Here is a 24,352-nt window from a genome sequence, read left to right as displayed (position 1 = left end):
GTAAAGCATTCCGGGACGCATGCTCACATTCCATAGCAAGAAGCGGATAGCGGCGTTGTCCGGATACGGGTCTGATGGTGGTTTTGACGACGCCGGAGAACAGCATGGATTTTCGCATTACGGGGCTCTCGCCCGAGCCTTTTCTGCCCCTTTTTCCCCTGTCCGATGCCGAATTAACGGTGCTCGGCATGCGGCGCTACGTGGTCGACCAACACCCCGGATTTCCTGACCGCATAGCGCTGGTGGACGCCGAGCTTGGCGAGACCGTGCTGCTATTGAATCATGTGTGCCAGCCCGCCATGACGCCCTACCGGGCTTCCCACGCCATTTTTGTGCGCGAGGGCAGCAGGCAAGCGTACGATGCCATCAATCAAGTGCCGGAATCAATGCGGCGGCGTTTGTTGTCGCTGCGCGCCTATTCCGCCGACGGCATGATGCTCGATGCTGAGGTAGTGAACGGCACCGGCGTGGAAGCCGTCATTGTCCAATTATTCGGCAATGCAGACGTCAGTTATATCCACGTCCACAATGCCAAGCGGGGTTGTTATGCTGGCCGCATCGACCGCGTTGGCCGCTCCCTGGCTTAATCGCGCAAGCCCATCTCCAGGCTGTAGCTGGCCACCGCATTCCTGCGCGCCGCGTTGCGCATCAAATACACCTGCACCGTGTACTCGCCATCGGCCGGCAGTTGCGCCTGGAAACTGTTGCCGCTGGTCGAGCCAATGAACAGGGCTTCATCCTGGCCTGCCTGGCGGATGTTGAAGTAATTCGATGATTGATTGGTCTTGAGCTTGACGCTGAGAGTCTGGCCAGCCTTGCCAGTCAAGGTGTACTCGGCCGTGGCGTAGCCCTTGATCTTGCCTTTCACGCTGTGCGCGTTTTTTCCCGCCGTCAATTCGACGTTTTCCTTGTGGACAGGATCCGCGCTCCAGGCGGGCGTTGTAAAGACGAGGGCCGCCAGCAGCAGGCTGGTGCGGATGGGCAGGTGACGATGCAGCATATGAAATTTTCCTATGAAGGTGGATCAAAACCAGGCGATGGCCGTGCCGTCTATCTTACGCCAGCTGCTGCCATGCGCTTGTACGGCAGCGTGCACGGCCGGTATCCCCCGGCTTGATTGCACATAAAAAACGGTCGCGCACTCATCGAATGCGCGACCGGTTTGCGTTGGATCAAGGTTGCATTGAAGCCTTAGTTCACACTGACTTCCTTGCGGTTATCGCGTGAGACGCGATCGATCATCTTGTTGTACGGATCGACGCCCACTTCGAACGGTTTGTCCTTCACCGTGATGGTGATGACCGGGTCGCTGCCTGACAACACGCGCTTGTCCGTGAACAGAACTTTTTCATCCTTTTCCTTGCCGCCCACAGGTCGCGCGAAGATGGCGATTTCCACCGGCTCGTCATAGGCGCGCGGACTTTCCTTGCCCTTGCCGTCGGACTCCAGCTTGGCCAGATGCAGCTTCATGGTGACATCCCACTGGCCATCCTTGCGCTGCACGGCCGACGCTTGCGTCACACGGTTGTCGTAGAAGACGATTTTCTCGAACAGGTCCGTGATCAGTGCCTGCTTGTCCTGCGGCGCTTCGGCGCGGATGTAGGCCAGCAGTTCCAGGGTGGTGGTGAAGGGAGCCTGCTGGTAGCCCTTGTCCTGCAGATAGCGTTTCAGGGCGCGGTTCAGGGCTTTCTCGCCAATTTCGTCGCGCAGGCGGTAGAACACCAGGCTGCCTTTGTTGTAGTGGATGTATTGCTGTCCTTCCACGCGCGCCAGCGGCTGTTCCTCGATGGCTTCGCCGCCGCGCCCGCTCAGGTAGCGGTCCAGTTCATAGCGCAGGAAGCGGCGCATTTTTTCGCGGCCGTATTCCTTTTCCATCACCATCAGCGCCGAGTACTGCGACAGCGATTCCATCAGCATGGTGGCACCCTGCACGTTGGCGCCGATGACCTGGTGGCCCCACCATTGGTGCGCCATTTCATGGGCCGTGACGTAAAACACGTAGTCGATATCATCCTTGTCGCGCAGGTCGGCGATGAAGCCGATGCCCTCCGAATATGGAATGGTATTGGCAAAAGACTGCGCGAAGCTCTGGTAGCCGGGGAATTCCAGGATGCGTACCTGCTTGGCCTGGTAGGGCGTGAACTCGGTGCTGTAATAGTCGAGCGACTTTTGCACGGAGGTAATCATGCGATCCGTGTTGTAGCCATGCTTTTTATCGAAGTAAATTTCGATCGGCAAGCCGTGCCACTCGCCTTTTTTGACTTCCCAGCGCGCCGACAGGTAGGCAAAGAACGGCATCATCGGCTGGTCCATCTTGTAGCGGTAATAGCGGCGGCCATCCTTTTCCCAGCTTGCCTGCAGGTAGCCAGGCGCCAGCGCTATCTGCTCGCCGCTGGTGGAGACGGTGGTGTCGAAATTGATCCAGTCCGCTTCATTGCCAAAGACGGTGTTGCCGTAGGCCGACTTGTCTTCCAGCTTGGCCATGCGCTGCGGTTCGCCCAGGCCGCGCTTGCGCCGCTCGTTGCGATCCGTCAATTCCATGTGCTGCGCATAGCCGAAGTGGGGGAAGAAGCTCTGGTTATTGAAGAAGGTGCCGTTCAGGTTGACCTGGTCCGGCGCGCCGTCGTTGGTGAAACCATGGTGCGTGACCGCCACCGTGAAGTCCAGCGGCAGGGTGGCGCCCGGCGCCAGGGGCTGGGCCAGCTTGAGGATGCTGAAGCCAAGCTCCTTGTCGTCCAGCATCACCTTATGCTCAGGCAAGTTCAACCAGTGCGTTTCCAGGTCCGGGTTGAGCTGGATGCGCAGGGTGTCGAGCGCTTGTTCTGCCTTGTTCTGCAGCACGTAGTGGCCCTTGATCAACACTTTACGTTGCTCAGGATAAATATCCACGCCGGCCTGGACATCCGTGATCTTCGGCTGCGGCAAGTCCTTGTATTGTTTGTACAATTTCTCGTAGCGGGCCTGCTTGTCCATGCCGATGTTCGACGGTTCGTACTGGTTCAGCACGTTCGTGTTGTAGAAGATCCAGCCACCCGTACCCGCCCAGCACAGCAGGACTGCGGCCAGCGCGGCGCCGGCACGGCCGTTCAGGCGCTGCCCCGCCAGACGCATGCGCGCACGCCAGTCGGCGGACAGGCCGCGCACCCAGAATGCCTGCGCCAGCATCACCAGCGCCACAGTGAACAAGCTCCAGTACAGCGCAAACCAGGCCCAGCCCGTCAGGAAGTGGCCATAGCCATTCATGTCCGAATACTTGATGGCCGGCATGCCGCCAAAGGCGTACAGATTGTGCTCCAGGTGCAGCATGCCCAGCACGGCTTGCGCCACCATCAGCAGGATTACCAGCAAATAGCCGATGAACTTGTTATTCGACAACACTTGCAGGGTGAGGGCGCACAAGCCCATCAGCACGAAGAAGAGGGCACCCAGCAAGGTGCCTTTCAGGTAGAGCCCCAGTTCCACGGGCGCGCCACCCTTGTAAAGCTGGAAACCGATGGCGGTGACAACACCCGCCAGCAGGTAGCCGGCGATGACGCCGACCAAGGCCGTGCATTTGGCCAGCAGGGGCACCCAGCCGGGCACTGGCATGGCATCGCTGACGTCGGCGATCTTCACCTGGCGCTCCTTGAAGATCAGTTCGCCCGCATAGAAAGTGACGATGATGATCAACAGGAAGCTGAAGCTGTTGCTGATACTTTGCAACATCAGATGCGTCATCGGATACACGGCCGTGCCATACATGTTCTTGGCCACGCTGGAGCCGGCGATCAGGTTGATGATGCCGAACAGCAGCATGACGAGAAAGGGCAGGCTCTTGAAGACGCCCGCCGCGTCGAAGCGCAGGATTTGCCACCACTGGCGCCAGGCTGTCGCCGGGGTAAACGTGGGGATGCTGCGCGGCAGGTGCAGCGGCGCAGCGACGGCCGGCGCGGCTGCCTGTGCCTTGTGCTTGCCGAACAGGCGCTTGCCAGTGCCCGTGCGCTGCGGCTTGAAGAGGAACACGGTGGCGGCAAACAGCACGGCGGTGATGCCCAGCCACAGGGCGCGGTTGGCCAGCAGGTAGCCGGACAGGGGCGGCAGGGTCGCATTCGACTCGGCGGCAGTGAAGTAGCGCGTCATGCGGCCGAAGGCGCGCAAACCGAACGGGTCGAGCAGGACGGCATACCATTCATTGTTGATGTCGCGCGTAAATACGCCGGCCATGGCCCACAGCACGAAAAAGCCCAGCACGCCCACGTACACGAGCATCATCGAGCGCGTGGTGGCCGCCAGCAACATCAGCAGGGCGCCGATGAAGAGCAGGTTCGGGATGACGATGACGGCAAAGCTCCAGGCGTAAGTGTGCAGCGAGAAGGCGCCCACGCGCTGCGCATCGACCCAGGGCATGACGGGGCCGAGCATGGTGGCCAGGGCAATGGCGATGAAGATCACCAGGCAGGCGGCAAAGCCGGCGGCGAAACGGCCGAACAGGTAGTCCCACTTGCGCATGGGCGTGGCGAACAGCATGTCGGCCATGCCGACTTCGCTGTCGCGCAGCACGGCGCCGGCGATGAAGACGGTGACGAGCAGCATCGCCAGCAGGCTGAAGATGCCCAGCATCTGCGCCACCACGGTGGGGGCGTTGCGGTTGACGTTGCCGATGGCGCCGCCGATCTGCACCGAGTCGCTGGTGGTAGCGCCAAAGGCCATCAGGGCCATGATGACGGCAAACACCCACAGCAGCGGCTGTTTCAGCTGATAGCCGAGGTCAAACTTGAAAAATTCCTTCCACATGGCGGCCCCTTACGCTGCGACTGCGATTGCGGCCGGCGCGGCGGCGCTGTGGCGGGCAGCATTGCGCACGTGCAGGAAGTACACGTCTTCCAGGTCTGCGGCGATCTGCACGAAGCCGCTGTCGGGCTGGCTGTCGGCAAACACATTGATTTGCGGCTTGCCGCCCACCAGGCGCGTCGACAGCACGTTCAAGGTTTGCTGGTACTGCGCCAGTTCTTCCGTCGTGACGCTGCGGCGCCAGACCTTGCCGTGCAAGGTGTCGATGGCCGCCTGCGGCTCGCCCTGCACCAGCACCTGCCCCTTGACGATCATGGCCATGCGCGGGCACAGGTCCGTCACGTCGTCGACGATGTGCGTCGACAGAATCACCACCACTTGCTCGCCGATTTTCGCCAGCAGGTTCAGGAAGCGGTTGCGCTCGTCCGGATCCAGGCCGGCAGTGGGCTCATCGACGATCACCAGGCGCGGCGCGCCCAGCAGCGCCTGGGCGATGCCGAAGCGCTGGCGCATGCCGCCCGAATACGTGCCCAGGTTGCGCTTGCGTGCTTCCCACAGATTGGTTTGCTGTAACAAGGCTTCCACGGCTTCCTTGCGCGCTCCCTTTTCTGTCAAACCTTTCAAGACGGCAAAGTGGTTGAGCAAGGTTTCCGCGCTGACCTTCGGATACACGCCGAAATCCTGCGGCAGATAGCCCAGCTGGCGGCGCAGGCCTGCCTTGTCCTTGAGCACATCGACGCCATCGAAATGGATGCTGCCGCTATCGGGATCTTGCAAAGTGGCAATGGTACGCATCAGCGAGGACTTGCCTGCGCCATTCGGTCCCAGCAAGCCGAACATTCCGTTGGGAATCTCCAGGCTGACATCGTTGATGGCCTTGACGCCATTGGCATACGTTTTGTTCAGCTGTTTGATCGATAGCATGTGCAGCACTCTCCAGAGCTTGGGTATGAAAGCCGGCAGATACCTGTCTGCCGGTCTGAGGAAGGGGATCACCCTTGTTTTTCAGCCGCGATGGCGGATGTTACTTAAAAACAATAATATATAACCAATTGGGAGAAAATTAATGTTTTTGCGACAAAGGGCGAAAATTCTGGCCTGAAATGCAGGTGGGAGGGATGAGTGACGCGGTGCTACACTCGCCAACTCAGCGACGCCAAGTGGCGGAAAGACGAAATTATGCCGGTAGTACAGAACATGACATTGCGCGCCGTTGCGCCCGGCGAAGAGGGAGCGCTGGCGCAGCTGTTCCAGCTGTATTGCTACGATAATTCGGCCTGGAGCGGCGAGGCGCTGCTGGCCGACGGTCGCTACGACGTGTGCGACGCGGGGCTGGCGTCGTATGTGCACGCAGCCGGCCATACGGCCAGCTGGATCGAGGTCGATGGCGAACTGGCGGGCTTTTTCATCACGGAACCCGGCATGGCGGGCGGGCTGGCCGTGCAGGAGTTCAGCGACTTTTTTATTCTGAAGAAATACCGGCGCCGGGGCGTGGCGCTGGAAGTGGTGTGCCGGGTGCTGCTGGGCAGCGCGCAGACGTGGCTGGTGGCCACGTTTCGCGCCGATGCGCATGCGAATGCATTCTGGCGGCAGGCGTTTGCGCGCCTGCCGTTTGCCAGGGTCGAAGCATGGGACGATGCCAGCCTGCCGCAATTTCAGCTAACTCTGCTGAAACCGGCGGCCTGAGCCGGTTTAGAAGCGTACTTTCACATATGCCGACGGTCCCGTCAGGCGGATGTTCAGGTCGGCATCGCGTTCGCTGTCGCGGTGCAGCTTGATTTTCGAGATGCCGTAATCGGCCACGAAACCGATATTCTTGAACGGAAACCATTCCACGCCGACATTACCGCCGTAAATGTGGCCGTTGATGCGCCCACCGTTTTTCTTGATGCCCGACGCTTCCGCATACATGCGCAAGTCCGGTGTGAAGGCGTGGCGCCAGCCCACTTCCAGCAGGGGCGCGAACGCGTGCTCGCCGATGGAATCACGCGCCGTGGCCGTTTCGCCATTTACCACGCCGGTGGCCGTGCCGTTCAGGTTGGCATGGTAGTAGGCGGCGCCCAGGCCGATGCCGAAGGTGTCGTTGCCGCTGCCCAGCCACCATTTATAGGCCAGCTTGGCCAGGTCCAGTTTCAGATCCGCATCCGCCGTGGCCGTGCCCGTGACGGGCTGACCATTGATGATGGTCTCGCCGGTCAGGCTTGGCGTGTAGGATTTGTCGTAGCGGTAGTAGTCGAATGCCAGGCCATGGCGGTCGCCGATCAGCAAGTCCGCCTTGATGCGCGGGATGGTGGTATGGCTGGGCTTTGATTCGGGTGCGTCGATGCGGCCAAACTGTGTATCGGCGCCGATATTGATGCGCGGATCGGCGGAAAACGCCCCTACCGAAATGCTGACGCGGTCCAGGGTGGGCGATGGCTCGGCCCGCGCCGTGGCGGCCGCCGTGGCAATGCCCAGCACGCCCAGCATCATGCTCCCGCGCAAGGCGAGATGGCGCAAACGGGGTGGGGACAGGCGGGCGGGGACGGGCGTAACAAACATGGGACTACTCCTCGGAAAGATGATAGGTGGGCCGCGACGCTGGGGCGACCTACGGGTTAATGCAATGAGGAAATGGTAGCAATTGTTACATTTGAACCACGTAGCCGCACGGCGCAAATTACCGTCGGATTTGTCCTACTATGCGTAATAACTGGTAGCTGGGCCCGCCCCGCTTGCCGGGCTGATTTCTGTGTGCTGACATTGTCTGCAACGCTGGACGCGTGCAGAATGGTGTGCAAGAAGAGGAGACATTGCATGAGAATCGCCGCCATTTCCGATATCCACGGTAACCTGGATGCACTGGAGGCCGTGCTGGCCGACATCGCCCGCCACGGGGTCGACGTCACTGTCAACCTGGGCGATATCGTCTCGGGCCATCTGCAGCCGCGCGCCACGGCGGCGCGCCTGATGGGTCTCGGCTTGCCCACCATCCGCGGCAACCACGAACGCCAGTTGTTCGGTGGCCCGGTGCGCATGGGCGTCTCTGATGCCTTTGCACGCGCGCAGCTGTTGCCCGAACAACTCGCGTGGATAGACGCGCTGCCCGCCACCTTGCGCTTGCGCCCCGATGTGCTGCTCGTGCATGGCACGCCACAAAGCGACCTCGTGTATTTTCTCGACAGCGTGACGCCGCAAGGCAGCCGCGCGGCTACGCCGGAAGAGGTGGCCGAACGCGCCGGGACGGCGGACGCGGCATTGATCCTGTGCGGCCACACGCATATGCCGCGCCAGGTACGCCTGGCCGATGGACGGCTGATCGTCAACCCGGGCAGCGTCGGCTTGCAAGCCTACGACGACGACCATGGTTATCCGCACGTGATGGAAACCGGCACGCCGCATGCGCGCTATGCCATCGTTGAACAGGACGCGGATGGCGCCTGGGCAGCGCAGTTGCATGCGGTGGCGTATGACTGGGAAACAGCGGCCCGGCTGGCGCTGGCGAACGGCCGGCCCGACTGGGTCGTGCCTCTGCGCACGGGCCGTGTCGGCGTGCCTATCTGAACTCTTCGGCCACCAGATTGTACTTCTGCATCTTGTGGTACAAGGTCTGTTTCGGCAAGCCGAGCACCGTGCTCACTTCGCTGACGTTGCCGGAATATGCGCGTAGTTCCTGCTCAATCAATGCACGTTCGAAGCCGTTCACTTGCTCCGCCAGCGACAAGGGACTGGCCTGGCTGCCCGCCAGCAGGCTCGAGGCGCCACCGGCGATACCCAGCACGAAGCGGTCGGCGATATTGCGCAGCTCGCGCACATTGCCCGGCCAGGAATGGGCCATCAGGCTGCGCATCTGCGCGCTGGAGACCACGGGCGCGGTGCGGTTGTAGCGGGCGGCGGCGGCCAGCACGAAGTGCTCGAACAGGATGGGAATGTCTTCGCGCCGTTCGCGCAAGGGCGGCAGATGCAGCACGATCAGATTCAGGCGATAGTACAGGTCGCTGCGGAATTTCTGCTGCTGCGACAAGTCTTCCAGGTCCAGTTTGGCCGCTGCGATGACGCGCACATCGACGGGCATGGGCACGTTGGAACCAAGCCGTTCGATATAGCGTTCCTGCAACACGCGCAGCAATTTCACTTGCAAGGACAGGGGCAGGCTTTCGATTTCGTCGAGGAAAAAAGTGCCCTGGTCCGCGTGCTCTATTTTGCCCACCTGCCGCTTGGCCGCGCCCGTGAATGCGCCCGGTTCGTGGCCGAAGACTTCGCTCTCGAAAATGCTTTCGGGAATCGCGCCGCAGTTGACGGCGACGAAGTTGTGCTTGCGGCGGTGGCTGAAGTCGTGCAGGCAGCGGGCCACCATTTCCTTGCCCGTGCCGGTATCGCCATAGATCAGTACGTCGGCTGGTTCGTCGGCAACGTCGAGTATCAAACGCCGTATGTCGCGCATCGCCACGGAATTTCCCAATAAGCGCGCTTCGATGCCGCCGCCGTCCTCGAGCTGGCGGCGCAGGCTGTGCACTTCCAGGGTCAGGCGCCGCGTTTCCAGCGCGCGCAGGATGACATCGACCAGCTGGTCAGATGAATACGGTTTTTCGATGAAATCGTAGGCGCCCGTGCGCATGGCGTGCACGGCCATGGTGATGTCGCCATGGCCCGTGACGAGGATCACGGGCAGGTTGGCATCGAGTGTCTTGACCGCTTGCAGCAATTCCAGGCCGCTCATGCCGGGCAGGCGCACGTCGCTGACCACGATGCCGGGAAAATCCGGCGTCAGCAGTTTATAGGCCAGCTCGGCCGAGTGAAACGCCAGCACGTCCAGGCCGGCCAACTGCAATGCCTGCTCGCTGCCTTCGCGTACGGTGGGGTCGTCTTCGACCAGCAGGACCTTCAAGCCGTCAAACATGTTTTTCCTCCTGCGTTGCAATCTGTAGTTCGATGGTGAAGATGGCGCCGCCGCCGGGGGCGTTTTCGGCGCGCAGCACGCCGCCGAACTGGCGCGTGATCTGTTCGGAAATGGCCAGTCCCAGGCCCAGTCCCAGTCCTTGCGGTTTTGTTGTGAAGAACGGTTCGAACAGGTGTTCATACACTTCCGTCGACAGGCCCGGCCCCGTGTCGGCCACGTGGATCAGGACGTGCTCCGACGTGCATTCGACGGACACGCGCAGGCTGCGCACGTCGCTGCCATTCATGGCATCGAGTGCGTTCGCATACAGGTTCACCAGCACCTGTTCCAGGCGGTTGCTTTCGCACATGGCGAAGATGTCTTCGGGCGGCAGTTGCAGGGTGAAACGCACATTTTCAACCTGCAGCCGGCGCTCGACCAGGAACAGGGCGTTGCTGATCGCCGTGGGTATCGATACGGAGGTCAGGCTGGTCGTTGATTTTCGCGCAAAAATCTTCAATTGACCCGTAATGGTCCCCATCCTGGCCGCAATTTGCGAGATCTTCGCCAGGTTGCGCCGCGCGTCGTCGAGCCGCCCCCGCTCGAGCAGGATGACGGCATTATCGGACATGGTGCGCAGCGCCGTCAGTGGCTGGTTCAATTCATGCGTGATGCTGGCCGACATCTGCCCCAGCACGGCCATCTTGCCGGCCTGGAAAAGTTCATTCTGCGTGATGTGGAGTTTCTGCTCGGCCTTGCTGCGTACCTCGATTTCCTGGCTCAGGCTTTGTGTCATGGCATTGAGTTCCGAGGTGCGTTCCTCGACCATGGCTTCCAGGTTGTCGTAGGCATGCTGCAAGTCTTCGCGGGCGCGCAATTTTTGCGCCACGGCCGCGCGGCGCTGGCGCAGGTAAAAGAACAGCAGCATGAAAAAGCCCAGCAGCACGCACGAGAAGGCGGCCGCCGCGCGCGCGCTGGCTTTCGCCTGTGCCAGGTCGGACAAATAGATGAAGGTCCAGCCTTGCGGCGACTTCAGCTTGATCTGCGTCATGACGCTGGAGCTGGTCTTTGGTGGCGTATCGGCATGTTCCTGCTCGCGCACGCTGATCACGCGCGCGCCATTGCCCAACTGCCGGTCGGAAACGAAGGGGATCGCTTCGAGCTGCTTCGAGTAATACTGGCGCGTGCGGTTGAGTTCCTCGACGATGGCGGGCGACAGCGGTGCCAGCGTCTTGTATTTCCAGTCCGCCATGGAGCTCAGGAAGATCACGCCGTGCTCATCGGCCAGCATGACCTTGTCCGCGCCCTGCACCCAGCGTTTTTCCAGGGTTTCCAGGTTCACCTTTACGGTAGCCAGGCCCAGCATGTGGCCATTCTGGTAGATGCCATGGGCAAAGAAGTAGCCGGGCTCCAGGCGCGTCGTGCCCACGCCATAGAAGCGGCCCGGCGTGCCGCGTAGCGCATCCTGGGCGTAGGGGCGGAATGAGATATTGTCGCCAATAAAGCTGTCTGGCTGCTGCCAGTTGCTGGCGGCCCGCGTGTTGCCGTCGAGGTTGCTGATGAAAATGGTCGAGGATTTCGCCTGGGCGTTCATTTGCTCGAGGTAATGGTTGACCGTATCGACCAGCACCGGGTCTTCCGGGTGCTGCAGCAAACGGATCACGTCGCGGTTCAGCTCCAGGGTCTTGGGCAGGAAGTCGTATTTTTCCAGCGCATTTTCCAGGCTGCTGACATACACCTCCAGGCGCTGTGCGCCGCTGGCTTGCAGTTTGCCAATGGCGATGCGTTCCGTCCAGAAATACACGAGCCACACGGTGGCCAGGCAGGCGGCCAGCACCACGCCCCAGGCCAGCGTTTCGCGGCCCGACCGTTGCGACAGGCGCTGGCGCCAGGAAAGGGAGGGTTTGTTACTGCTATGCATAAAATCAGCTACCAACTTGCAAGAACCCACAGTATCGCATCTTGATGATCTCAATATAAAAAAAGCCGCCGGAAAGTAATCCGGCGGCCAGCAGCGTGCTTGACGCATATTTCACGAACATCACGACGTCCGACAAAATCGTAGCGAGCGGCAGTGATTTGTGGCCGAGAAGCGCAACCGTACTTCCGTACGGTGAGCATCGCCGGCCGCAAAGCGCGCCGCGCAGTAGATTTTGGCCGACGTCCTTAGAAAGTGTGGCGCATGCCTAAGTTGAAACCGCTGTTGCCGGTGCCATTGTCGGTGGCATTGCCAACGACGAAGGTAGCGCCGTTCTTGTTGCTGATGTGACCGTAACCGGTGTACAGGTCGCTGCGCTTGGACAGGGCGTAGAACGCGCCGATGGCCCACTGCTGGGCGTCACGGTTTGCATTGCTCTTGTCGTTGTGGCGGATGTACGACGCGACCAGCTTGGTGGCGCCGAACGGGGCGCTGAAGCCGACCAGGATGTCGTTGCTCTTGCTGTTGTCGATGGCGCGGTTGTCGGCGTAGCCGAAGTTACCTTGCAGCACGCCAAAGTCGTAGCGCGTGGCCAGCAGGGTGTTGCGCGTTTGTGCGGTCGCCAGCGCATTTTCCTTGCGGTGGTGCGTCAGGGTCACGTTCAGCGGGCCGTCGATGTAATGCACGGCGCCGCCCATGCTGCGGTTTTTCGCATTGTCGCCGGCCACTTCGCCAAAGCCATACGCCAGGTCGGCCGACAGCTTGCTCCAGGTCGGCGTGGTGTATTGCACCATGTTATCGACGCGGATATTCGTCACCATCAGGTTCGATGCCGTGCCGGCCAGGCCGATGACAAACGGATCGGCCACGTCGCGCAGGGCCAGGTAGTACGGCGAGTACTGGCGGCCCAGGGTGACGGCGCCGGCGCTGCCGGTCAGGCCGACATACGCCTGGCGGCCGAACAGCAGGCCGCCCTGGCCCGAGGTGCCGGTGTCGATATTGAAACCGCTTTCCAGCACGAAGGTAGCGGCCAGGCCACCGCCCAGGTCTTCCTTGCCTTTGAAACCGATGCGCGAGCCCGAGGCGACGCCGGAAGCGACGCGGTTCAGGCGGTCACCGGCTGCATCCTTGTCGAACACCAGGCCGGCGTCAGCCACGCCATAGATGGTCACGCTGGATTGAGCCAATGCGCCGCCGGAAGCTGCGCCAAGGGCCAGCAGGGTAAACAGGACTTTTTTCATGAAAATCTCTCTAATAAGTTGGAATGACTACTGATCGCACTACCTGACTGCTTGTTACTCAACATGGACAACAAATAAATGGCCCGCTTGTGGCGGGCCATGGCGCTATCAGGCTTTGCTAGCGTGGTCAGCTTCGCCCCAATGGCTTTCCGTGTTCTGGTTGGCGGCGTTGGCCGCGGCTGCTTCTTCCTCGGTGGCCAGGCCACCTTCCCACTTGGCGACGACGGCCGTGGCGACGGCATTGCCGACCGCGTTGGTGGCCGAACGGCCCATGTCGAGGAATTGGTCGACACCCATCAGCAGCAGCAAGCCCGCTTCCGGAATATTGAATTGGTTCAGGGTAGCGGCAATCACCACCAGCGAAGCGCGCGGCACGCCGGCCATGCCTTTCGAGGTCAGCATCAGCAGCAGCAGCATGGTGATCTGCGTCCCGATCGACAGGTCGATACCGTAGGCTTGCGCAATGAACAGGACGGCGAAGGTGCAGTACATCATCGAGCCATCGAGATTGAAGGAGTAGCCCATTGGCAATACAAAACTGGAAATCTTGCGGTCCACGCCGAACTGGTCGAGCGCCGTCAGCAGTTTTGGATAGGCCGCTTCCGAACTGGCCGTCGAGAATGCCAGCAGGAACGGTTCGCGGATCAGGCCGACGAGCTTGAAGATGCGTGGGCCGATGACGACAAAGCCGGCGCCGATCAGCAGGGCCCACAGGCATATCAGGCCCAGGTAGAAGCCGCCCATGAACTTGGCAAACGTGACCAGCACGCCCAGGCCGTGGGTAGTGATGACGGACGCCATGGCGGCGAACACGGCCAGCGGGGCCAGGTTCATGATGGTGCCGGTGATGCGCAGCATGACTTGTGCCAGCTGGTCGACGACGGCCGTCAGGGTCTTGCCCGATTCGCCCAGGCCGGCCAGTGCGCCGCCGAAGAAGATCGAGAATACCAGCACTTGCAGGATCTCATTGTTGGCCATGGCCTCGATCGGTGATTTCGGCACCAGATGCGTGAAGAAATCTTTCAAGGTGAAGGCGGCCGTTTTCAAATTGGTTGAAGCGTGTACGTCCGGCAATGGCAAGCCCAGGTTGGTGCCTAGCTGCATCAGGTTCGACAGCACCATGCCCAGCGCCAGCGAAACCAGCGAGGCGACCACGAACCAGCACATGGCTTTCAAGCCGATGCGGCCCGCTGTCTTGCCGTCGCCCATGTGGGCGATACCGACTGTCAGGGTGGAAAATACCAGCAGCGCAATGATCATCTTGATCAGGCGCAAGAAGACGTCGGTGACGATGGAAATATTGCCAGCGATCTGAGCGCTGAGCTTGGCATCAGGGAAGGCGGTGTTGCATCCATAACCGACGGCAATGCCGAGGATCATGGCAATCAGGATGTACAGGGTTAATGGCCGTTTCTTTTTCATGTTGACTCCTCCGGTGAAACGCCGCTGTGAGCGGATTATTGATAGCGAGCAACTCAAGCTTGGAGTCAATATTTCTCAAAAACAAGCCCTTGCGTGCTAGCGATTATTTGCAGCAAAACCTGTACATAGCAAAGGATATGCCTGAAATGAGAATTTGGGTCCTAACTTCTTAAGTTGTTGATTTAAGGTAGCTTTTTTGTTGTCAGGATGTAGCAATTCGGCGTGCTTGCGCGAAATATTGGACGCTGCGGGCTATCGCTGTATGACTTTTCATACGCTAGTCGCGGCAGGGTGGGGGTGCGGTAAAAAGACAAGATTATCAGGACAATAAAAAAGCCCCTCCGTAGAGGGGCTTGATATGGCGCAATGCGTGCTTAGAACTTGATATTCGCCGTCAGGCTGAACGAGCGGGGCTGGCCCGGGGTGTAGCGGAAACCTGACTTGTTGATGGCCGCCACATAGGTCTTGTCGGCCAGGTTGTAGGCGTTCAACTGCAAGTCGAGGTTTTTGTTGACGGTGTAGGTCGCCATGGCGTCGAAGACCCAGTAGGCATCTACGCGGGCAGGCGTGCCGACGGCGCCATCGGTGCCGCGCAGCATTTCACCCACGTAACGCGCGCCACCGCCGATCTTCAGGCCGAACGGCAGGGTGTACGAGGTCCAGCTGGTGAACGCCTGTTTTGGCGTGTAGCTGAGGTTATTGACGCCGCTGGCCGTGACGACCTTGCCCGACTCGACCTTGGTATTCATGCGCGTGTAGCCGGCGCTGACCAGCCAGTTCGGCATGATCTCACCCACCACGCCCAGTTCCAGGCCTTCCACGCGCTTCTTGCCGGTCTGGTAATAAATGGTCGAGATGACAGGGTCCTGTTCCACTTCATTCTTGACGGTGGTCTGGTAGACGGCGGCCGACAGCGACAATTTTTGCTTCAGGAAGTCCCACTTGGTACCGATTTCCTTGGTGATGGTTTCCTGTGGGTCATAGTTCGGGTTTTGCGCGCTGCTGGCGCCGGTGCTCAGGGCGAAGTTGACGCCAGGCGGCGCTTTCGACGTGGCCAGCAAGGCGTAGACGCTGCTGTCCGGCGTCGGCTTGTACATGGCCGAGATCTTGCCGTTGGCCAAGGTGTCGCTCAGGGTCAGATGGGTAGGAATCGGCGTGCCCACTGGCAATGGCTGTACTGCGGGAGCAGTCACGGCCGTTTGCAGGGTGACGGCGTCATAGGTGGTGTTGAAATGGTCGAAACGCACGCCGCCATTGAATAGCCACTTGTCGCCGAACTTGACGGTGTCGAAGACATACAGGCTTTGCGTGTTGACTTCGCCTTCGGTGAAAGCGCCGCTGCGCACGGGGTTGTGGCCGGTGACGGTGTCGCGCGGGTTCGGGTGGTACAGGTTTGCTGCCGGCAAGCTGCCCAGGCTGGCGGGCACATAGCTGTAGTTGGTCTGCTTTTCGCTGGTGAACTCGGCGCCGGCCACCACGGAATGCTTCAGCACGCCCGTGTCGAATTGTGCGCTGACCACGGTCTGGTTGGTCAAAATCGTGTTTTCCTGGTCCTTGACGGTGCGCAGCGAGCGCGCCAGGGTCCAGGTCGCAGGATCTCTCCTCACCCCGTTCGTTTCCGTATTCAGGTTGGCGGTGTTGCCCATGAAGGCCGTCAGCAGGTAGTCCTGCTTGGTCTTGCCGTAGCGCGTGGTGTTCTGGAGCTGCACGTTGGGCGAGAAATCATGGTCGATGCGCAGGGTGCCCATGTCGGCCTTGACCTTGTTGTAGTCCCCAGTGGAGCCGTAGAAATTCTTCGGATCGACCTTGGCAGCGCTGTTCAGGTAGCTACGGATGACCGGTTTATCCTTCGTGGCGACGTCCGGCGTCGAATAGCCTGGCAAGCCGATGGTGGGCACGCCGCCGTCGGGCACGTTGTTCTGGTCCACGTGCAGATAGCTGGCAGTGATGCGCGTCGGCTTGCCGATGCCGAAGGTGACGGTGGGCGCGAAGGCCCAGCGCTTGTTCTTGACTTCATCGCGCGCCGGATCGCCGCTGTCCTGCGTCATCAGGTTCAGGCGCAATGCCGTGCCGGAGTCGCTGTCGAGGATGCGGTTCCAGTCGGCCGTGGCGCGTTTTTGCTTGCCGCTACCCGCGGTCAGCAGCGAATTGAATTTGTTTTCCATGGTGGCCGTCTTGCTGACCAGGTTGATCGAACCGGTGGGCGAACCGCGGCCGCTGTCCGTGCCCGCCGGGCCCTTCAGCACGTCGATCTGTTCGATGTTGAAGACGTCGCGCGAGATGGAACCCACGTCGCGCACGCCATCGACATAGATGCTGCCCGACGAGTCGAAACCACGCATGTAGACGGCGTCGCCCGTGTTGGTGTTGCCGTTTTCACCGAGGAAAAAAGTGCCTACGCCCGGCGTGTTGCGCAGCGCATCCGTCAGTGTCAGCGCGCCTTGCTGTTCGATCAATTCCTTCTTGATCACGACGATGGTTTGCGGTGTATTGACCAGCTCTTCCGTGTATTTCGGCGACGAGGCTTTTTCGGCCTTGAAATCATTTTCCTTGGAGCCCACGACCTTGATTTCGTTCAGGGTTTGCTGCGATGCCGGGGCACTTTGGCCGGCCGGGTCGGCCGCCTGGGCGGCGACGGGCAGCAGCATCACGGCCAGGGCGGCGCCGATGTGCTGGTTGAAACGGGTAGGGGCGTGTTTGCGGCTCTTGATTGCCATCTTGCTCTCTCGATAAGGTCAGGGTAGTGGTTCCTGGCTGGCTCTGCGCCGCTGTGCTTGGGCACGCGGACAAGTGGCTGGCGATGGAGACGGGAGGCGTTATTGTAATAACTTGGCGCTATTTCGTAAATGAGAATCGTTATCAGTATCGTTTACGCAACGGATCAGGTGTACCGCGAAAAAAACACTGTCCTGGCGCATGAATGCTTGCTTTGCGCTCCGGCCGCTGCTATGCGCGCAAGCGTCTGGCAGCGGGAGTATGATGAGCAACCTTTACAAACTGACTTCCAGCATGCTGCAGACTCCTGATGCCTTTGTGCCCCTGATTGATGCGCCTGAACCGGCCCCGGCCGCCACCGAGACGCTGACATTTGTCTTTCACCGCGGGCGCTTGCTGTTGCGTACGCCCGAGCTGACCCTGCCCACTGCCGCCGAGGCGGCCACGCTCGATATTGACTTGAGCCGCGCGCAGCCCGTGGGCCTGTGGCAGGGCCGCTATTGCCAGACTGTCTGGACGGATGACGACGCCTTGCCTGCTGCTGGCCCCCTGGCCTGGCACGGCATGCGCTCGCTATTCAATGCCGTCGACGATGCCTTCCTGGGCCTTGCCAGCCGTGCTGTGCAGCTGGCCGAGTGGGCGCGCACGCACCGTCATTGCGGCGTGTGCGCGGCGCCCATGCGGCGCACGCGTGGCGAACGCTGCTTTACGTGCGCCGCCTGCGGCATGCTGGCGTATCCGCGCATTTCGCCCGCCATGATGGTGCTGATCCGCAAGGGCGATTCCGTGCTGCTGGCCATGCACAAGCATTCGCCGTCGCAGCGTTTCAGCCCGCTGGCCGGTTTCCTGGAAGCGGGCGAATCGATCGAGGAAGCCGTGCACCGCGAAGTGATGGAAGAGGTCGGCTTGCGCGTGCACAACTTGCAGTACTTCATGAGCCAGTCCTGGCCGTTTCCCCATTCGCTGATGATCGCGTTTACGGCCGATTACCTCGATGGCGAGATCCGCCTGGACGAAAACGAGATCGCCGAAGCGCGCTGGTTCGGCCCCGGCGATGCCTGGCCGGAAGCGAGTTCCAGCGTGTCGATTTCCGCGCTGCTGGTGAGAGCGCACCGCCCGCCGGCAGTGTCGTAAAGCAAGGGCTGCCCGGGCAGCTTGCCGCATTTTCTATATACTGGCGGCAATTGAAAATTTTAGGGTGGTTTAGCATGTCTCAAGAAGAATTCTCCGAAAACGACTGGCGCCGGCTGATCAGCAGCTTTGGTGAAGATCCGCAGCGTCCTGGCTTGCTGGAAACGCCGGCGCGCGTGGCCAAGGCATGGAAGCACTGGACGTCCGGCTATGGCCAGGATCCGGTGGACTTGTTGAAAGCCTTTGAAGATGGCGCGGAACAGTATAACGAGCTGATCGTCGTGCGCGGCATTCCCGTCTACAGCCATTGCGAACACCATCTGGCGCCGTTCTTTGGCAAGGCCACCATCGGTTATGTGCCTAACGGCAAGATCGTCGGCCTGTCGAAACTGACGCGCCTGGTCGATTGCTTCTCCAAGCGCCTGCAAGTGCAGGAACGCATGACGATGCAGATCGCCAATGCCCTGATGGAAGTGCTGGAGCCGAAGTCGGTGGGCGTGGTCGTACGCTGCCGTCACCTGTGCATGGAAAGCCGCGGTATCCGCACGCCGGGCGAAGAAACCATCACTTCGGCCATGCTGGGCGAGATGCAGCCTAACCTGGCGCTGCGCACGGAATTCCTCGCCCTGGCGCGAGAAGTGTGATGATTTGAGTGATGATGCAGGACAAAGGCGGCATATGCCGCCTTTTTTTATGCGCGTCCGGATTCCCGTTCCGCCAGATAGCGCGCCGGCGGCTTGCCCACCGCCTTGCGGAACATTGTGACAAAACCGCTGGTATTTTCATAGCCCAGTTCCAAGGCCACCGCTTTCACGCTGTGGCCTTGCGCCAGCCCTTGCAAGGCAAGGATGACATGCAATTGCCGGCGCCAGCGGCCCACGCTCATGCCCATTTCCTCCAGTGACTGCCGGGTCATGCTGCGCTCGCTCATGCCGATGCGGCTGGCCCATTCGGCCAGGGTGCTTTTATCGGACGGTTGCGCCAGCAGCATGGCGGCCAGGCGGCGCAGGCGCGCGTCGCGCGGTATCGGCAAATGCAAGTCTTCCACGGGCGCGGCTGCCAGCTCATCGAGCAGGGTGGCCACCAGGCGTTCCTGCGCCCCGTGCAGTGCGTACAAGGTGGGAAAGCAGGCTGCCTTGGTGATCAGTTCGCGCAGCAAGGGCGAGACGGCCACGGTGCAGCAGACGACGGGCAGGGCTGGTGCCGTGGCCGGCTCGACAAACAGGCAATAGCATTCCGCCTCGCCCACGCCCTGCGCCGCATGCATCAGGCCGCCCGGTATCCACACGGCGCACTGGGGCGGCACGATCCACACGCCGCTTTCCACTTCGCAATGAATCACGCCTCGCGTGGCATACAGCAGCTGCCCCTTGCGGTGCTGGTGCGGCGCCTGTTCCGCATCTTCGCGCACGCTGGCCAGCCCCACGGCCAGCAGTGGACGCAGCACGCCATCGACGTCGAAATCGATGGTGACGCTGGCTGCGCCCAGCCGCGTCGACAGCAGGTCGGGCAAGAGGAGATGAGGCATGGGGAACTTTGGCTGGATTGAATAATATTGTGGCTATTTTATGCAATGACGCGCAATGCCGCCAACGGTATCGTATGGGCATCCGCAGCCCCGCTTCAACGGCAACCGCCGCCGCCCGTGTTCTGATGAAGGCCAGGAGGAACGGCATCCCCCCCCTTTGAAGGAGTCCCTCATGCAACTCGATATTACTGATTTCCCTCTCGTCTGGCTGCACCGCGACAGTACGGCAAGCAGCCACGACGATGCCTTGTTCGCCCAGTTCGAGGCTCTGCTGGCGCGCCAGCAGGCGTTTGTCATTCTCAGCGAAGACGGCCTGGACGAGGATGGGCATGCGCATCCGCAGGAAGAGCGCAAGCACGCCGTGCTGTGGATGAAGCGGCACAAGGCCGCCCTGCGCGCGTATATCCAGGGCATGGTACTGGTCGAACCGAGCGCGGCCAAGCGTTTGGCGGGCAAGACCTTTGCCGTCATGTTCGGCCAGTTCTGGGGCTATCCCCTGCATTTCGGCACCAGCCGCGACGACGCGCTCGACATCGCCCAGCATTTGATCAGGGCCTGGCTGCCGCCAAGGGAAGGTAACAATGGCAGGAGTACCTGACAAAACCGTAGCGCGCCGCGCAGCAGGTTTGCTCAGGTGTTTCAGTAGCGGTAGTCGTTGACGAAGTGCTTGGTGAAGTTGTACTTGCTGCCGCCGTCGAGCAAGTCGACCAGGCGTTTCGGCGCCGAGGCCGACATAAAGGCGTCGGCCGCCCCGCCCGTGCTGCGGAACCTCATGCCGGGGCTGAGGATCTGGTTGGCGCCGATTTTCAGGTGCTGGAAGCTTTTCGTCTTTTCATTGTTGAGGATGAAGTGCAATTCCTGCTTGAAGGTCAGGAAGGGAATCTTCAACCACCACCCTTCGTCCGTGCCATAGCTGGCGACGCTGGCAAAATGCGTGTTCTTGTCCGTCAGGGCAGGTTTGCCCAGGCGGTCGTTGATGCGTTTCATGGCTTCATTCTTGGTCATGCTGTTCTTTCGTGTATCGATCTATGCGGCGTGCATTCTGACACAGGCGCGCCGCCGCGTGCCGTGGAATGTTTTACAGCAGCAAAATCAGCGAGCCGAGCACGATCAAGCCGCCACCGGCCGCCGCTTTCAGGGTGAACGGCTCGCCCAGGACCAGCCAGCCGGCCAGCATCACCAGCGCCACGCTGAGCTTGTCGACGGGTGCCACCAGCGAGACGGGACCCAGTTGCAGCGCGCGGAAATAGCATAGCCACGACAGTCCCGTGGCCACGCCCGAAGCGATCAGGCAAGTCCAGCCCACCCAGTTGCCGCCGCTGGGGCGTTGCCATTCCGCGCGTAGCGAGATGATGGCCGCCGTCACCAGCAGGATGACCCCCGTGCGTATCAGGGTGGCCATGTTGCTGTTCAGATGGGCCACGCCCAGCTTGCCCAGAATGGCTGTCATGGCCGCAAACACGGCAGACAGGATGGCAAAGCCTTGCCAGGTAAAGGTGGTTGACATGGGACTCCCTGCACGGTGAGCAATTGCAGTGACTGTAGCGTAAAAGAATGACGGCCGCTGCCCACATTTTTATTGCAACGCAACATCAATTCTCATCCATTGTCGCAGCCCATTAACAACACCGGGCAAAAAACATTGCTTCCCAGCATTGTAAATATCGGTAGTTCAAGCGTATGCTGGAGACGTCTGAACGGTGCCGCCAGAGCACCGTCGCCGCCGCATTCCTGGCCTGCAGAGCTGGAAGCAGGCCACGCCCCCTTCCCCGGACAATAGAGAGTTGGAGACATAGCATGAAGAAATTGACGTTCCAGCAGAAGTTATGGATCCCCCTGATTTGCAGCCTGTTGTGCATCACCGTTATTTTTGTCTACAACGCCCTGGAAATTCGCAAGATCCGCATCGAAGAGCGCAGCGCTGACCTGAGCAATGCCGCCGACCTGGGCCTGGGCGCCGTCAAGATGTTCGGCGACCTGGCCGCCAGCGGCGCCTTGACGCAGGAAGAGGCGCAAAAGCAGGCGACCGCCGTCATCAAGAGCATGCGTTTTGGCGAGACCGGCTATTTGTCCATTATCAACCTCGATGCCGTTGTCGTGATGAATCCCGCCGCGCCGCAAACCAACGGCAAGAACATGGCGGACTTCAAGGATGCCAACGGCACCTATCTGTACCGCGACATCGTTGCCGTCGGCAAGAGCGATGCGGGCAAGGGATTCGTCCACTATTATTTCCCCCGTCCGGGCCAGAAAAATCCTGAGCCGAAGATGAGCCGCGTGGTGGCCTACAAGCCGTGGGCCTGGACCCTGGTGGTGGGCGTGTACATGGACGATATCGACGCGGCCTTCCGCCAGTCGCTGCTCACCTCGCTGGGCGTGCTGTTGCTGGTGTGTGCGCTGCTGGCCGCCGTCGTCGTGGCGATCAACCGCAGTCTGCGCCATGCGCTGGGCGGCGACCCCGAGTATGCAGCCGATGTGGCGGAAAAGATTGCCAACAACGACTTGAGCGGCAACGTGCGCACGCATGCCAACGACCGCCACAGCGTGCTGTACGCGATGAAAACCATGCAGGCCAACCTGGTCGACGCGATCAGCGAAATTCGCCACAGCGCCGAAACGATTGCCACGGCATCGAGCGAGATTGCCAGCGGCAATATGGACTTGTCGGCGCGCACGGAAATGCAGGCCAGTTCGCTGGAAGAAACGGCGGCCTCGATGGAGGAATTGACCTCGACCGTGACACAAAACGCGGGCAACGCCGTGCAGGCGAATGAGCTGGCGCAGTCCGCCTCGGCAGTGGCGCGCCAGGGTGGCGCCGTGGTGGCGCAAGTGATCGGCACCATGGACACCATCAACGCCTCGTCGCGCAAAATCGTCGACATCATCGGCGTCATCGATGGCATCGCCTTCCAGACGAATATCCTGGCGCTGAACGCGGCGGTGGAAGCGGCGCGCGCGGGCGAGCAGGGCCGCGGCTTTGCCGTGGTGGCGTCGGAAGTGCGCAATCTGGCCCAAAGATCCGCTGGCGCAGCGAAGGAAATCAAGGAACTCATCGGCGCTTCCGTCGACAGTATCGCGGCTGGCAGCACGCTCGTCGCCCAGGCGGGCACGACCATGGATCAGGTGGTTGCCAGCGTCTCGCGCGTGACCGACATCATGGCCGACATCACGGCCGCCTCGCATGAGCAAAGCACGGGTATTGGCCACGTCAACCAGGCGATCACGGAAATGGATAGCGTGACGCAGCAAAATGCGGCACTGGTGGAGGAGGCGGCGGCAGCGGCGTCCAGCATGCAGGACCAGGCGGCCGTGCTGGCGCAACTGGTGGCGCGCTTCAAGCTGTCGGCGCAGGAACCTGGGACGGCGCCGCGCATCGCGGCAAGCTCGGCTGGCGCGCCACACGCCGTGGCGAAAAAGCCGCTGCGCAGCCTGGCGGCGCGCTGATTTACTGGGCTGGCGCCGCCGCTGGCGGTGCCGGCTCGAATTCCAGCTTGTCATCGACGACCACGAATTGCCCGACCGGCTGGCCCAGGTCAGCTTTCGGGTCGTTTTCCATTTCCGTCAGCGCATTGCAGGTAGTCGTTTCCGCCTGCCACAACTGCTTGCCCATGCGGATATTCCACAGGCCATCGCCGGCCGCAAACAGGTCCACCTTGATGTCGGCGGGTGCATCGGTCGACAGGATATGCAGACGCTGGCATTGCGGCAAATTGGTGGCCATCAGCTGCACTTCCACGGTATCTTGCCAAAAATAACGTTGCTGGCGGCGCACGGTCAGGGAATGGTCCTGGCCATCGAACAGATAGATGGCGAAGTCCTGGACACAGCCTGACAGCAGGACGGAGAGCATGACGATCAGGAGTTTGCGCATGGTCGGCTTTCTTTGATGGGACTCAGGAATGGCGGAAAAATAAATGCTGCAGCGAGTGTGGGCGCTTGCTGATAAGGCAAACGGGGCACGCGCCGCCGTGTTTTTCGCTGACGTGGCATTATATCCATGCACACCAGTTGCAGCGCGACAATAGTTACGCCCACCCTATGCCAACGAGCTGAAAGACGACGATGATCGACTTGTATTACTGGACCACGCCCAATGGGCACAAGGTGACGATGTTTCTGGAAGAAGCGGGCATCCCCTACAACATTATTCCCGTCCATATCGGCAAGGGCGAGCAATTCAAGCCCGAATTTCTCGCCATCGCACCAAACAATCGCATCCCCGCCATCGTCGACCAGGCGCCGGAAGATGGCGGCGCGCCCCTGTCCCTGTTCGAGTCGGGGGCCATTTTGCAATACCTGGCCGAGAAAAGCGGGCAATTCCTGCCGGCGGATGTGCGCGGCCGCGCCGAGGTGATGCAATGGCTGTTCTGGCAAATGGGCGGACTGGGTCCCATGGCCGGGCAAAACCACCATTTCGTGCAATATGCGCCCGAACCCATCGACTACGCCATCACGCGCTACGTGAATGAAACGAACCGCTTGTACGGCGTGCTGAACAAGCGCCTGGCCGACCGCGAATTCGTTGCCGGCGACACGTATTCGATCGCCGACATGGCGATTTATCCGTGGATCGTGCCGCACGCGCGCCAGCGCCAGAAGCTGGAAGATTTCCCGCACCTGGCGCGCTGGTTCGCGGCCATTGCCGCCCGTCCCGCCACCGTGCGCGCGTACGCGCGCGCGGCCGAGATCAACGTGCAGCCCACCGTCAGCGGCGACGCGAAAAGCGTGCTGTTCGGCCAGACGTCGAAAACGCTCGGCTGAGTTTAATT

General features: G+C 60.9%; 21 protein-coding genes. 8 read left to right on the top strand and 13 right to left on the bottom strand.

Going from position 1 to position 24,352, the window contains the following annotated elements; translation table 11 throughout:
• The first annotated feature begins 104 nt into the window (after positions 1 to 104).
• Positions 105 to 587 (top strand): DUF1203 domain-containing protein, encoded by a 483-nt coding sequence (locus tag CLU92_RS19080; RefSeq protein WP_101484779.1) that lies wholly within the window; start codon positions 105 to 107, stop codon positions 585 to 587.
• Here the strand turns inward: CLU92_RS19080 and CLU92_RS19075 are convergent.
• The 3 genes from CLU92_RS19075 to CLU92_RS19065 form a co-directional block, all read right to left on the bottom strand.
• Positions 584 to 1,000 (bottom strand): hypothetical protein, encoded by a 417-nt coding sequence (locus CLU92_RS19075; RefSeq protein ID WP_101483180.1) that lies wholly within the window; start codon positions 998 to 1,000, stop codon positions 584 to 586. The two genes, CLU92_RS19080 and CLU92_RS19075, sit on opposite strands and share 4 nt — an antisense overlap.
• A gap of 191 nt (positions 1,001 to 1,191) precedes the next feature.
• On the bottom strand, positions 1,192 to 4,773 hold the full coding sequence (locus tag CLU92_RS19070; protein ID WP_101483179.1) for a M1 family aminopeptidase: 3,582 nt from the start codon (positions 4,771 to 4,773) through the stop codon (positions 1,192 to 1,194).
• Between the two features lie 9 nt (positions 4,774 to 4,782).
• Positions 4,783 to 5,694 carry an ABC transporter ATP-binding protein gene (locus tag CLU92_RS19065; RefSeq protein WP_101483178.1) on the bottom strand — a complete coding sequence of 304 codons (912 nt, stop codon included), beginning with the start codon at positions 5,692 to 5,694 and terminating at the stop codon, positions 4,783 to 4,785.
• A gap of 255 nt (positions 5,695 to 5,949) precedes the next feature.
• Between CLU92_RS19065 and CLU92_RS19060 the strand changes: the two genes are divergently transcribed.
• Positions 5,950 to 6,456, top strand: a complete 507-nt coding sequence (locus CLU92_RS19060) for a hypothetical protein (protein ID WP_143452624.1) — start codon at positions 5,950 to 5,952, stop codon at positions 6,454 to 6,456.
• A gap of 6 nt (positions 6,457 to 6,462) precedes the next feature.
• On the opposite strand, the gene CLU92_RS19055 is transcribed toward CLU92_RS19060, so the two are convergent.
• Positions 6,463 to 7,311 (bottom strand): hypothetical protein, encoded by an 849-nt coding sequence (locus CLU92_RS19055; RefSeq protein ID WP_101483176.1) that lies wholly within the window; start codon positions 7,309 to 7,311, stop codon positions 6,463 to 6,465.
• Positions 7,312 to 7,566: 255 nt separating this feature from the next.
• Here CLU92_RS19055 and CLU92_RS19050 point away from each other — a divergent pair, with 255 nt between their 5' ends.
• On the top strand, positions 7,567 to 8,313 hold the full coding sequence (locus CLU92_RS19050) for a metallophosphoesterase (RefSeq protein ID WP_101483175.1): 747 nt from the start codon (positions 7,567 to 7,569) through the stop codon (positions 8,311 to 8,313).
• On the opposite strand, the gene CLU92_RS19045 is transcribed toward CLU92_RS19050, so the two are convergent.
• The 5 genes from CLU92_RS19045 to CLU92_RS19025 form a co-directional block, all read right to left on the bottom strand.
• Positions 8,306 to 9,649 carry a sigma-54 dependent transcriptional regulator gene (locus tag CLU92_RS19045; protein ID WP_101483174.1) on the bottom strand — a complete coding sequence of 448 codons (1,344 nt, stop codon included), beginning with the start codon at positions 9,647 to 9,649 and terminating at the stop codon, positions 8,306 to 8,308. The genes CLU92_RS19050 and CLU92_RS19045 overlap by 8 nt on opposite strands.
• Complete coding sequence (locus CLU92_RS19040) at positions 9,642 to 11,549, bottom strand: ATP-binding protein (protein ID WP_101483173.1); 1,908 nt, start codon at positions 11,547 to 11,549, stop codon at positions 9,642 to 9,644. Before CLU92_RS19040 ends, CLU92_RS19045 begins: the two co-directional genes overlap by 8 nt.
• Before the next feature lie 245 nt (positions 11,550 to 11,794).
• Positions 11,795 to 12,787: a porin gene (locus CLU92_RS19035; RefSeq protein ID WP_101483172.1), complete on the bottom strand. Its 993-nt coding sequence runs from the start codon at positions 12,785 to 12,787 to the stop codon at positions 11,795 to 11,797.
• 108 nt (positions 12,788 to 12,895) lie between these two features.
• On the bottom strand, positions 12,896 to 14,209 hold the full coding sequence (locus CLU92_RS19030; protein ID WP_101483171.1) for a dicarboxylate/amino acid:cation symporter: 1,314 nt from the start codon (positions 14,207 to 14,209) through the stop codon (positions 12,896 to 12,898).
• Between the two features lie 374 nt (positions 14,210 to 14,583).
• Positions 14,584 to 16,926: a catecholate siderophore receptor Fiu gene (locus CLU92_RS19025; protein WP_101483170.1), complete on the bottom strand. Its 2,343-nt coding sequence runs from the start codon at positions 16,924 to 16,926 to the stop codon at positions 14,584 to 14,586.
• Between the two features lie 292 nt (positions 16,927 to 17,218).
• On the opposite strand from CLU92_RS19025, the gene nudC reads away from it, so the two are divergent.
• Positions 17,219 to 18,058 carry an NAD(+) diphosphatase gene (gene nudC, locus CLU92_RS19020; RefSeq protein WP_101484778.1) on the top strand — a complete coding sequence of 280 codons (840 nt, stop codon included), beginning with the start codon at positions 17,219 to 17,221 and terminating at the stop codon, positions 18,056 to 18,058.
• A gap of 74 nt (positions 18,059 to 18,132) precedes the next feature.
• A complete protein-coding gene (gene folE / locus CLU92_RS19015; protein WP_035822985.1) occupies positions 18,133 to 18,699 on the top strand; it encodes a GTP cyclohydrolase I FolE in 567 nt (188 codons plus the stop codon).
• A gap of 47 nt (positions 18,700 to 18,746) precedes the next feature.
• On the opposite strand, the gene CLU92_RS19010 is transcribed toward folE, so the two are convergent.
• Positions 18,747 to 19,583, bottom strand: a complete 837-nt coding sequence (locus tag CLU92_RS19010; protein ID WP_101483169.1) for a helix-turn-helix domain-containing protein — start codon at positions 19,581 to 19,583, stop codon at positions 18,747 to 18,749.
• 172 nt (positions 19,584 to 19,755) lie between these two features.
• Between CLU92_RS19010 and CLU92_RS19005 the strand changes: the two genes are divergently transcribed.
• The gene (locus CLU92_RS19005) at positions 19,756 to 20,181 is read left to right on the top strand and encodes a hypothetical protein (RefSeq protein WP_101483168.1); all 426 of its coding nucleotides are present in this window, start codon (positions 19,756 to 19,758) and stop codon (positions 20,179 to 20,181) included.
• Positions 20,182 to 20,222: 41 nt separating this feature from the next.
• On the opposite strand, the gene CLU92_RS19000 is transcribed toward CLU92_RS19005, so the two are convergent.
• Together CLU92_RS19000 and CLU92_RS18995 are read right to left on the bottom strand one after the other, a co-directional pair.
• On the bottom strand, positions 20,223 to 20,588 hold the full coding sequence (locus CLU92_RS19000) for a hypothetical protein (RefSeq protein WP_101483167.1): 366 nt from the start codon (positions 20,586 to 20,588) through the stop codon (positions 20,223 to 20,225).
• Between the two features lie 73 nt (positions 20,589 to 20,661).
• Complete coding sequence (locus CLU92_RS18995; RefSeq protein WP_101483166.1) at positions 20,662 to 21,090, bottom strand: EamA family transporter; 429 nt, start codon at positions 21,088 to 21,090, stop codon at positions 20,662 to 20,664.
• A gap of 290 nt (positions 21,091 to 21,380) precedes the next feature.
• Between CLU92_RS18995 and CLU92_RS18990 the strand changes: the two genes are divergently transcribed.
• Positions 21,381 to 23,027, top strand: coding sequence for a methyl-accepting chemotaxis protein (locus CLU92_RS18990; RefSeq protein WP_101483165.1), 1,647 nt, complete (start codon positions 21,381 to 21,383; stop codon positions 23,025 to 23,027).
• Position 23,028: 1 nt separating this feature from the next.
• Here the strand turns inward: CLU92_RS18990 and CLU92_RS18985 are convergent, their stop codons facing one another.
• Positions 23,029 to 23,454, bottom strand: coding sequence for a hypothetical protein (locus tag CLU92_RS18985; RefSeq protein ID WP_101483164.1), 426 nt, complete (start codon positions 23,452 to 23,454; stop codon positions 23,029 to 23,031).
• A 191-nt stretch (positions 23,455 to 23,645) separates the two neighbouring features.
• On the opposite strand from CLU92_RS18985, the gene CLU92_RS18980 reads away from it, so the two are divergent.
• On the top strand, positions 23,646 to 24,344 hold the full coding sequence (locus CLU92_RS18980) for a glutathione binding-like protein (RefSeq protein WP_101483163.1): 699 nt from the start codon (positions 23,646 to 23,648) through the stop codon (positions 24,342 to 24,344).
• Positions 24,345 to 24,352 lie beyond the last annotated feature (8 nt).

It is taken from the genome of Janthinobacterium sp. 61, assembly GCF_002846335.1.
Taxonomy (GTDB): domain Bacteria; phylum Pseudomonadota; class Gammaproteobacteria; order Burkholderiales; family Burkholderiaceae_D; genus Janthinobacterium.
This window is presented reverse-complemented; position numbering and strand designations above follow the sequence as displayed.

Bases quoted from the DNA above. Each gene is read 5' to 3' on its own strand.
- CLU92_RS19080 (WP_101484779.1), top strand. From the start codon at position 105: ATGGATTTTCGCATTACGGGGCTCTCGCCCGAGCCTTTTCTGCCCCTT.
- CLU92_RS19075 (WP_101483180.1), bottom strand. From the start codon at position 1,000: ATGCTGCATCGTCACCTGCCCATCCGCACCAGCCTGCTGCTGGCGGCC.
- CLU92_RS19070 (WP_101483179.1), bottom strand. From the start codon at position 4,773: ATGTGGAAGGAATTTTTCAAGTTTGACCTCGGCTATCAGCTGAAACAG.
- CLU92_RS19065 (WP_101483178.1), bottom strand. From the start codon at position 5,694: ATGCTATCGATCAAACAGCTGAACAAAACGTATGCCAATGGCGTCAAG.
- CLU92_RS19060 (WP_143452624.1), top strand. From the start codon at position 5,950: ATGCCGGTAGTACAGAACATGACATTGCGCGCCGTTGCGCCCGGCGAA.
- CLU92_RS19055 (WP_101483176.1), bottom strand. From the start codon at position 7,311: ATGTTTGTTACGCCCGTCCCCGCCCGCCTGTCCCCACCCCGTTTGCGC.
- CLU92_RS19050 (WP_101483175.1), top strand. From the start codon at position 7,567: ATGAGAATCGCCGCCATTTCCGATATCCACGGTAACCTGGATGCACTG.
- CLU92_RS19045 (WP_101483174.1), bottom strand. From the start codon at position 9,649: ATGTTTGACGGCTTGAAGGTCCTGCTGGTCGAAGACGACCCCACCGTA.
- CLU92_RS19040 (WP_101483173.1), bottom strand. From the start codon at position 11,549: ATGCATAGCAGTAACAAACCCTCCCTTTCCTGGCGCCAGCGCCTGTCG.
- CLU92_RS19035 (WP_101483172.1), bottom strand. From the start codon at position 12,787: ATGAAAAAAGTCCTGTTTACCCTGCTGGCCCTTGGCGCAGCTTCCGGC.
- CLU92_RS19030 (WP_101483171.1), bottom strand. From the start codon at position 14,209: ATGAAAAAGAAACGGCCATTAACCCTGTACATCCTGATTGCCATGATC.
- CLU92_RS19025 (WP_101483170.1), bottom strand. From the start codon at position 16,926: ATGGCAATCAAGAGCCGCAAACACGCCCCTACCCGTTTCAACCAGCAC.
- nudC (WP_101484778.1), top strand. From the start codon at position 17,219: ATGCTGCAGACTCCTGATGCCTTTGTGCCCCTGATTGATGCGCCTGAA.
- folE (WP_035822985.1), top strand. From the start codon at position 18,133: ATGTCTCAAGAAGAATTCTCCGAAAACGACTGGCGCCGGCTGATCAGC.
- CLU92_RS19010 (WP_101483169.1), bottom strand. From the start codon at position 19,583: ATGCCTCATCTCCTCTTGCCCGACCTGCTGTCGACGCGGCTGGGCGCA.
- CLU92_RS19005 (WP_101483168.1), top strand. From the start codon at position 19,756: ATGCAACTCGATATTACTGATTTCCCTCTCGTCTGGCTGCACCGCGAC.
- CLU92_RS19000 (WP_101483167.1), bottom strand. From the start codon at position 20,588: ATGACCAAGAATGAAGCCATGAAACGCATCAACGACCGCCTGGGCAAA.
- CLU92_RS18995 (WP_101483166.1), bottom strand. From the start codon at position 21,090: ATGTCAACCACCTTTACCTGGCAAGGCTTTGCCATCCTGTCTGCCGTG.
- CLU92_RS18990 (WP_101483165.1), top strand. From the start codon at position 21,381: ATGAAGAAATTGACGTTCCAGCAGAAGTTATGGATCCCCCTGATTTGC.
- CLU92_RS18985 (WP_101483164.1), bottom strand. From the start codon at position 23,454: ATGCGCAAACTCCTGATCGTCATGCTCTCCGTCCTGCTGTCAGGCTGT.
- CLU92_RS18980 (WP_101483163.1), top strand. From the start codon at position 23,646: ATGATCGACTTGTATTACTGGACCACGCCCAATGGGCACAAGGTGACG.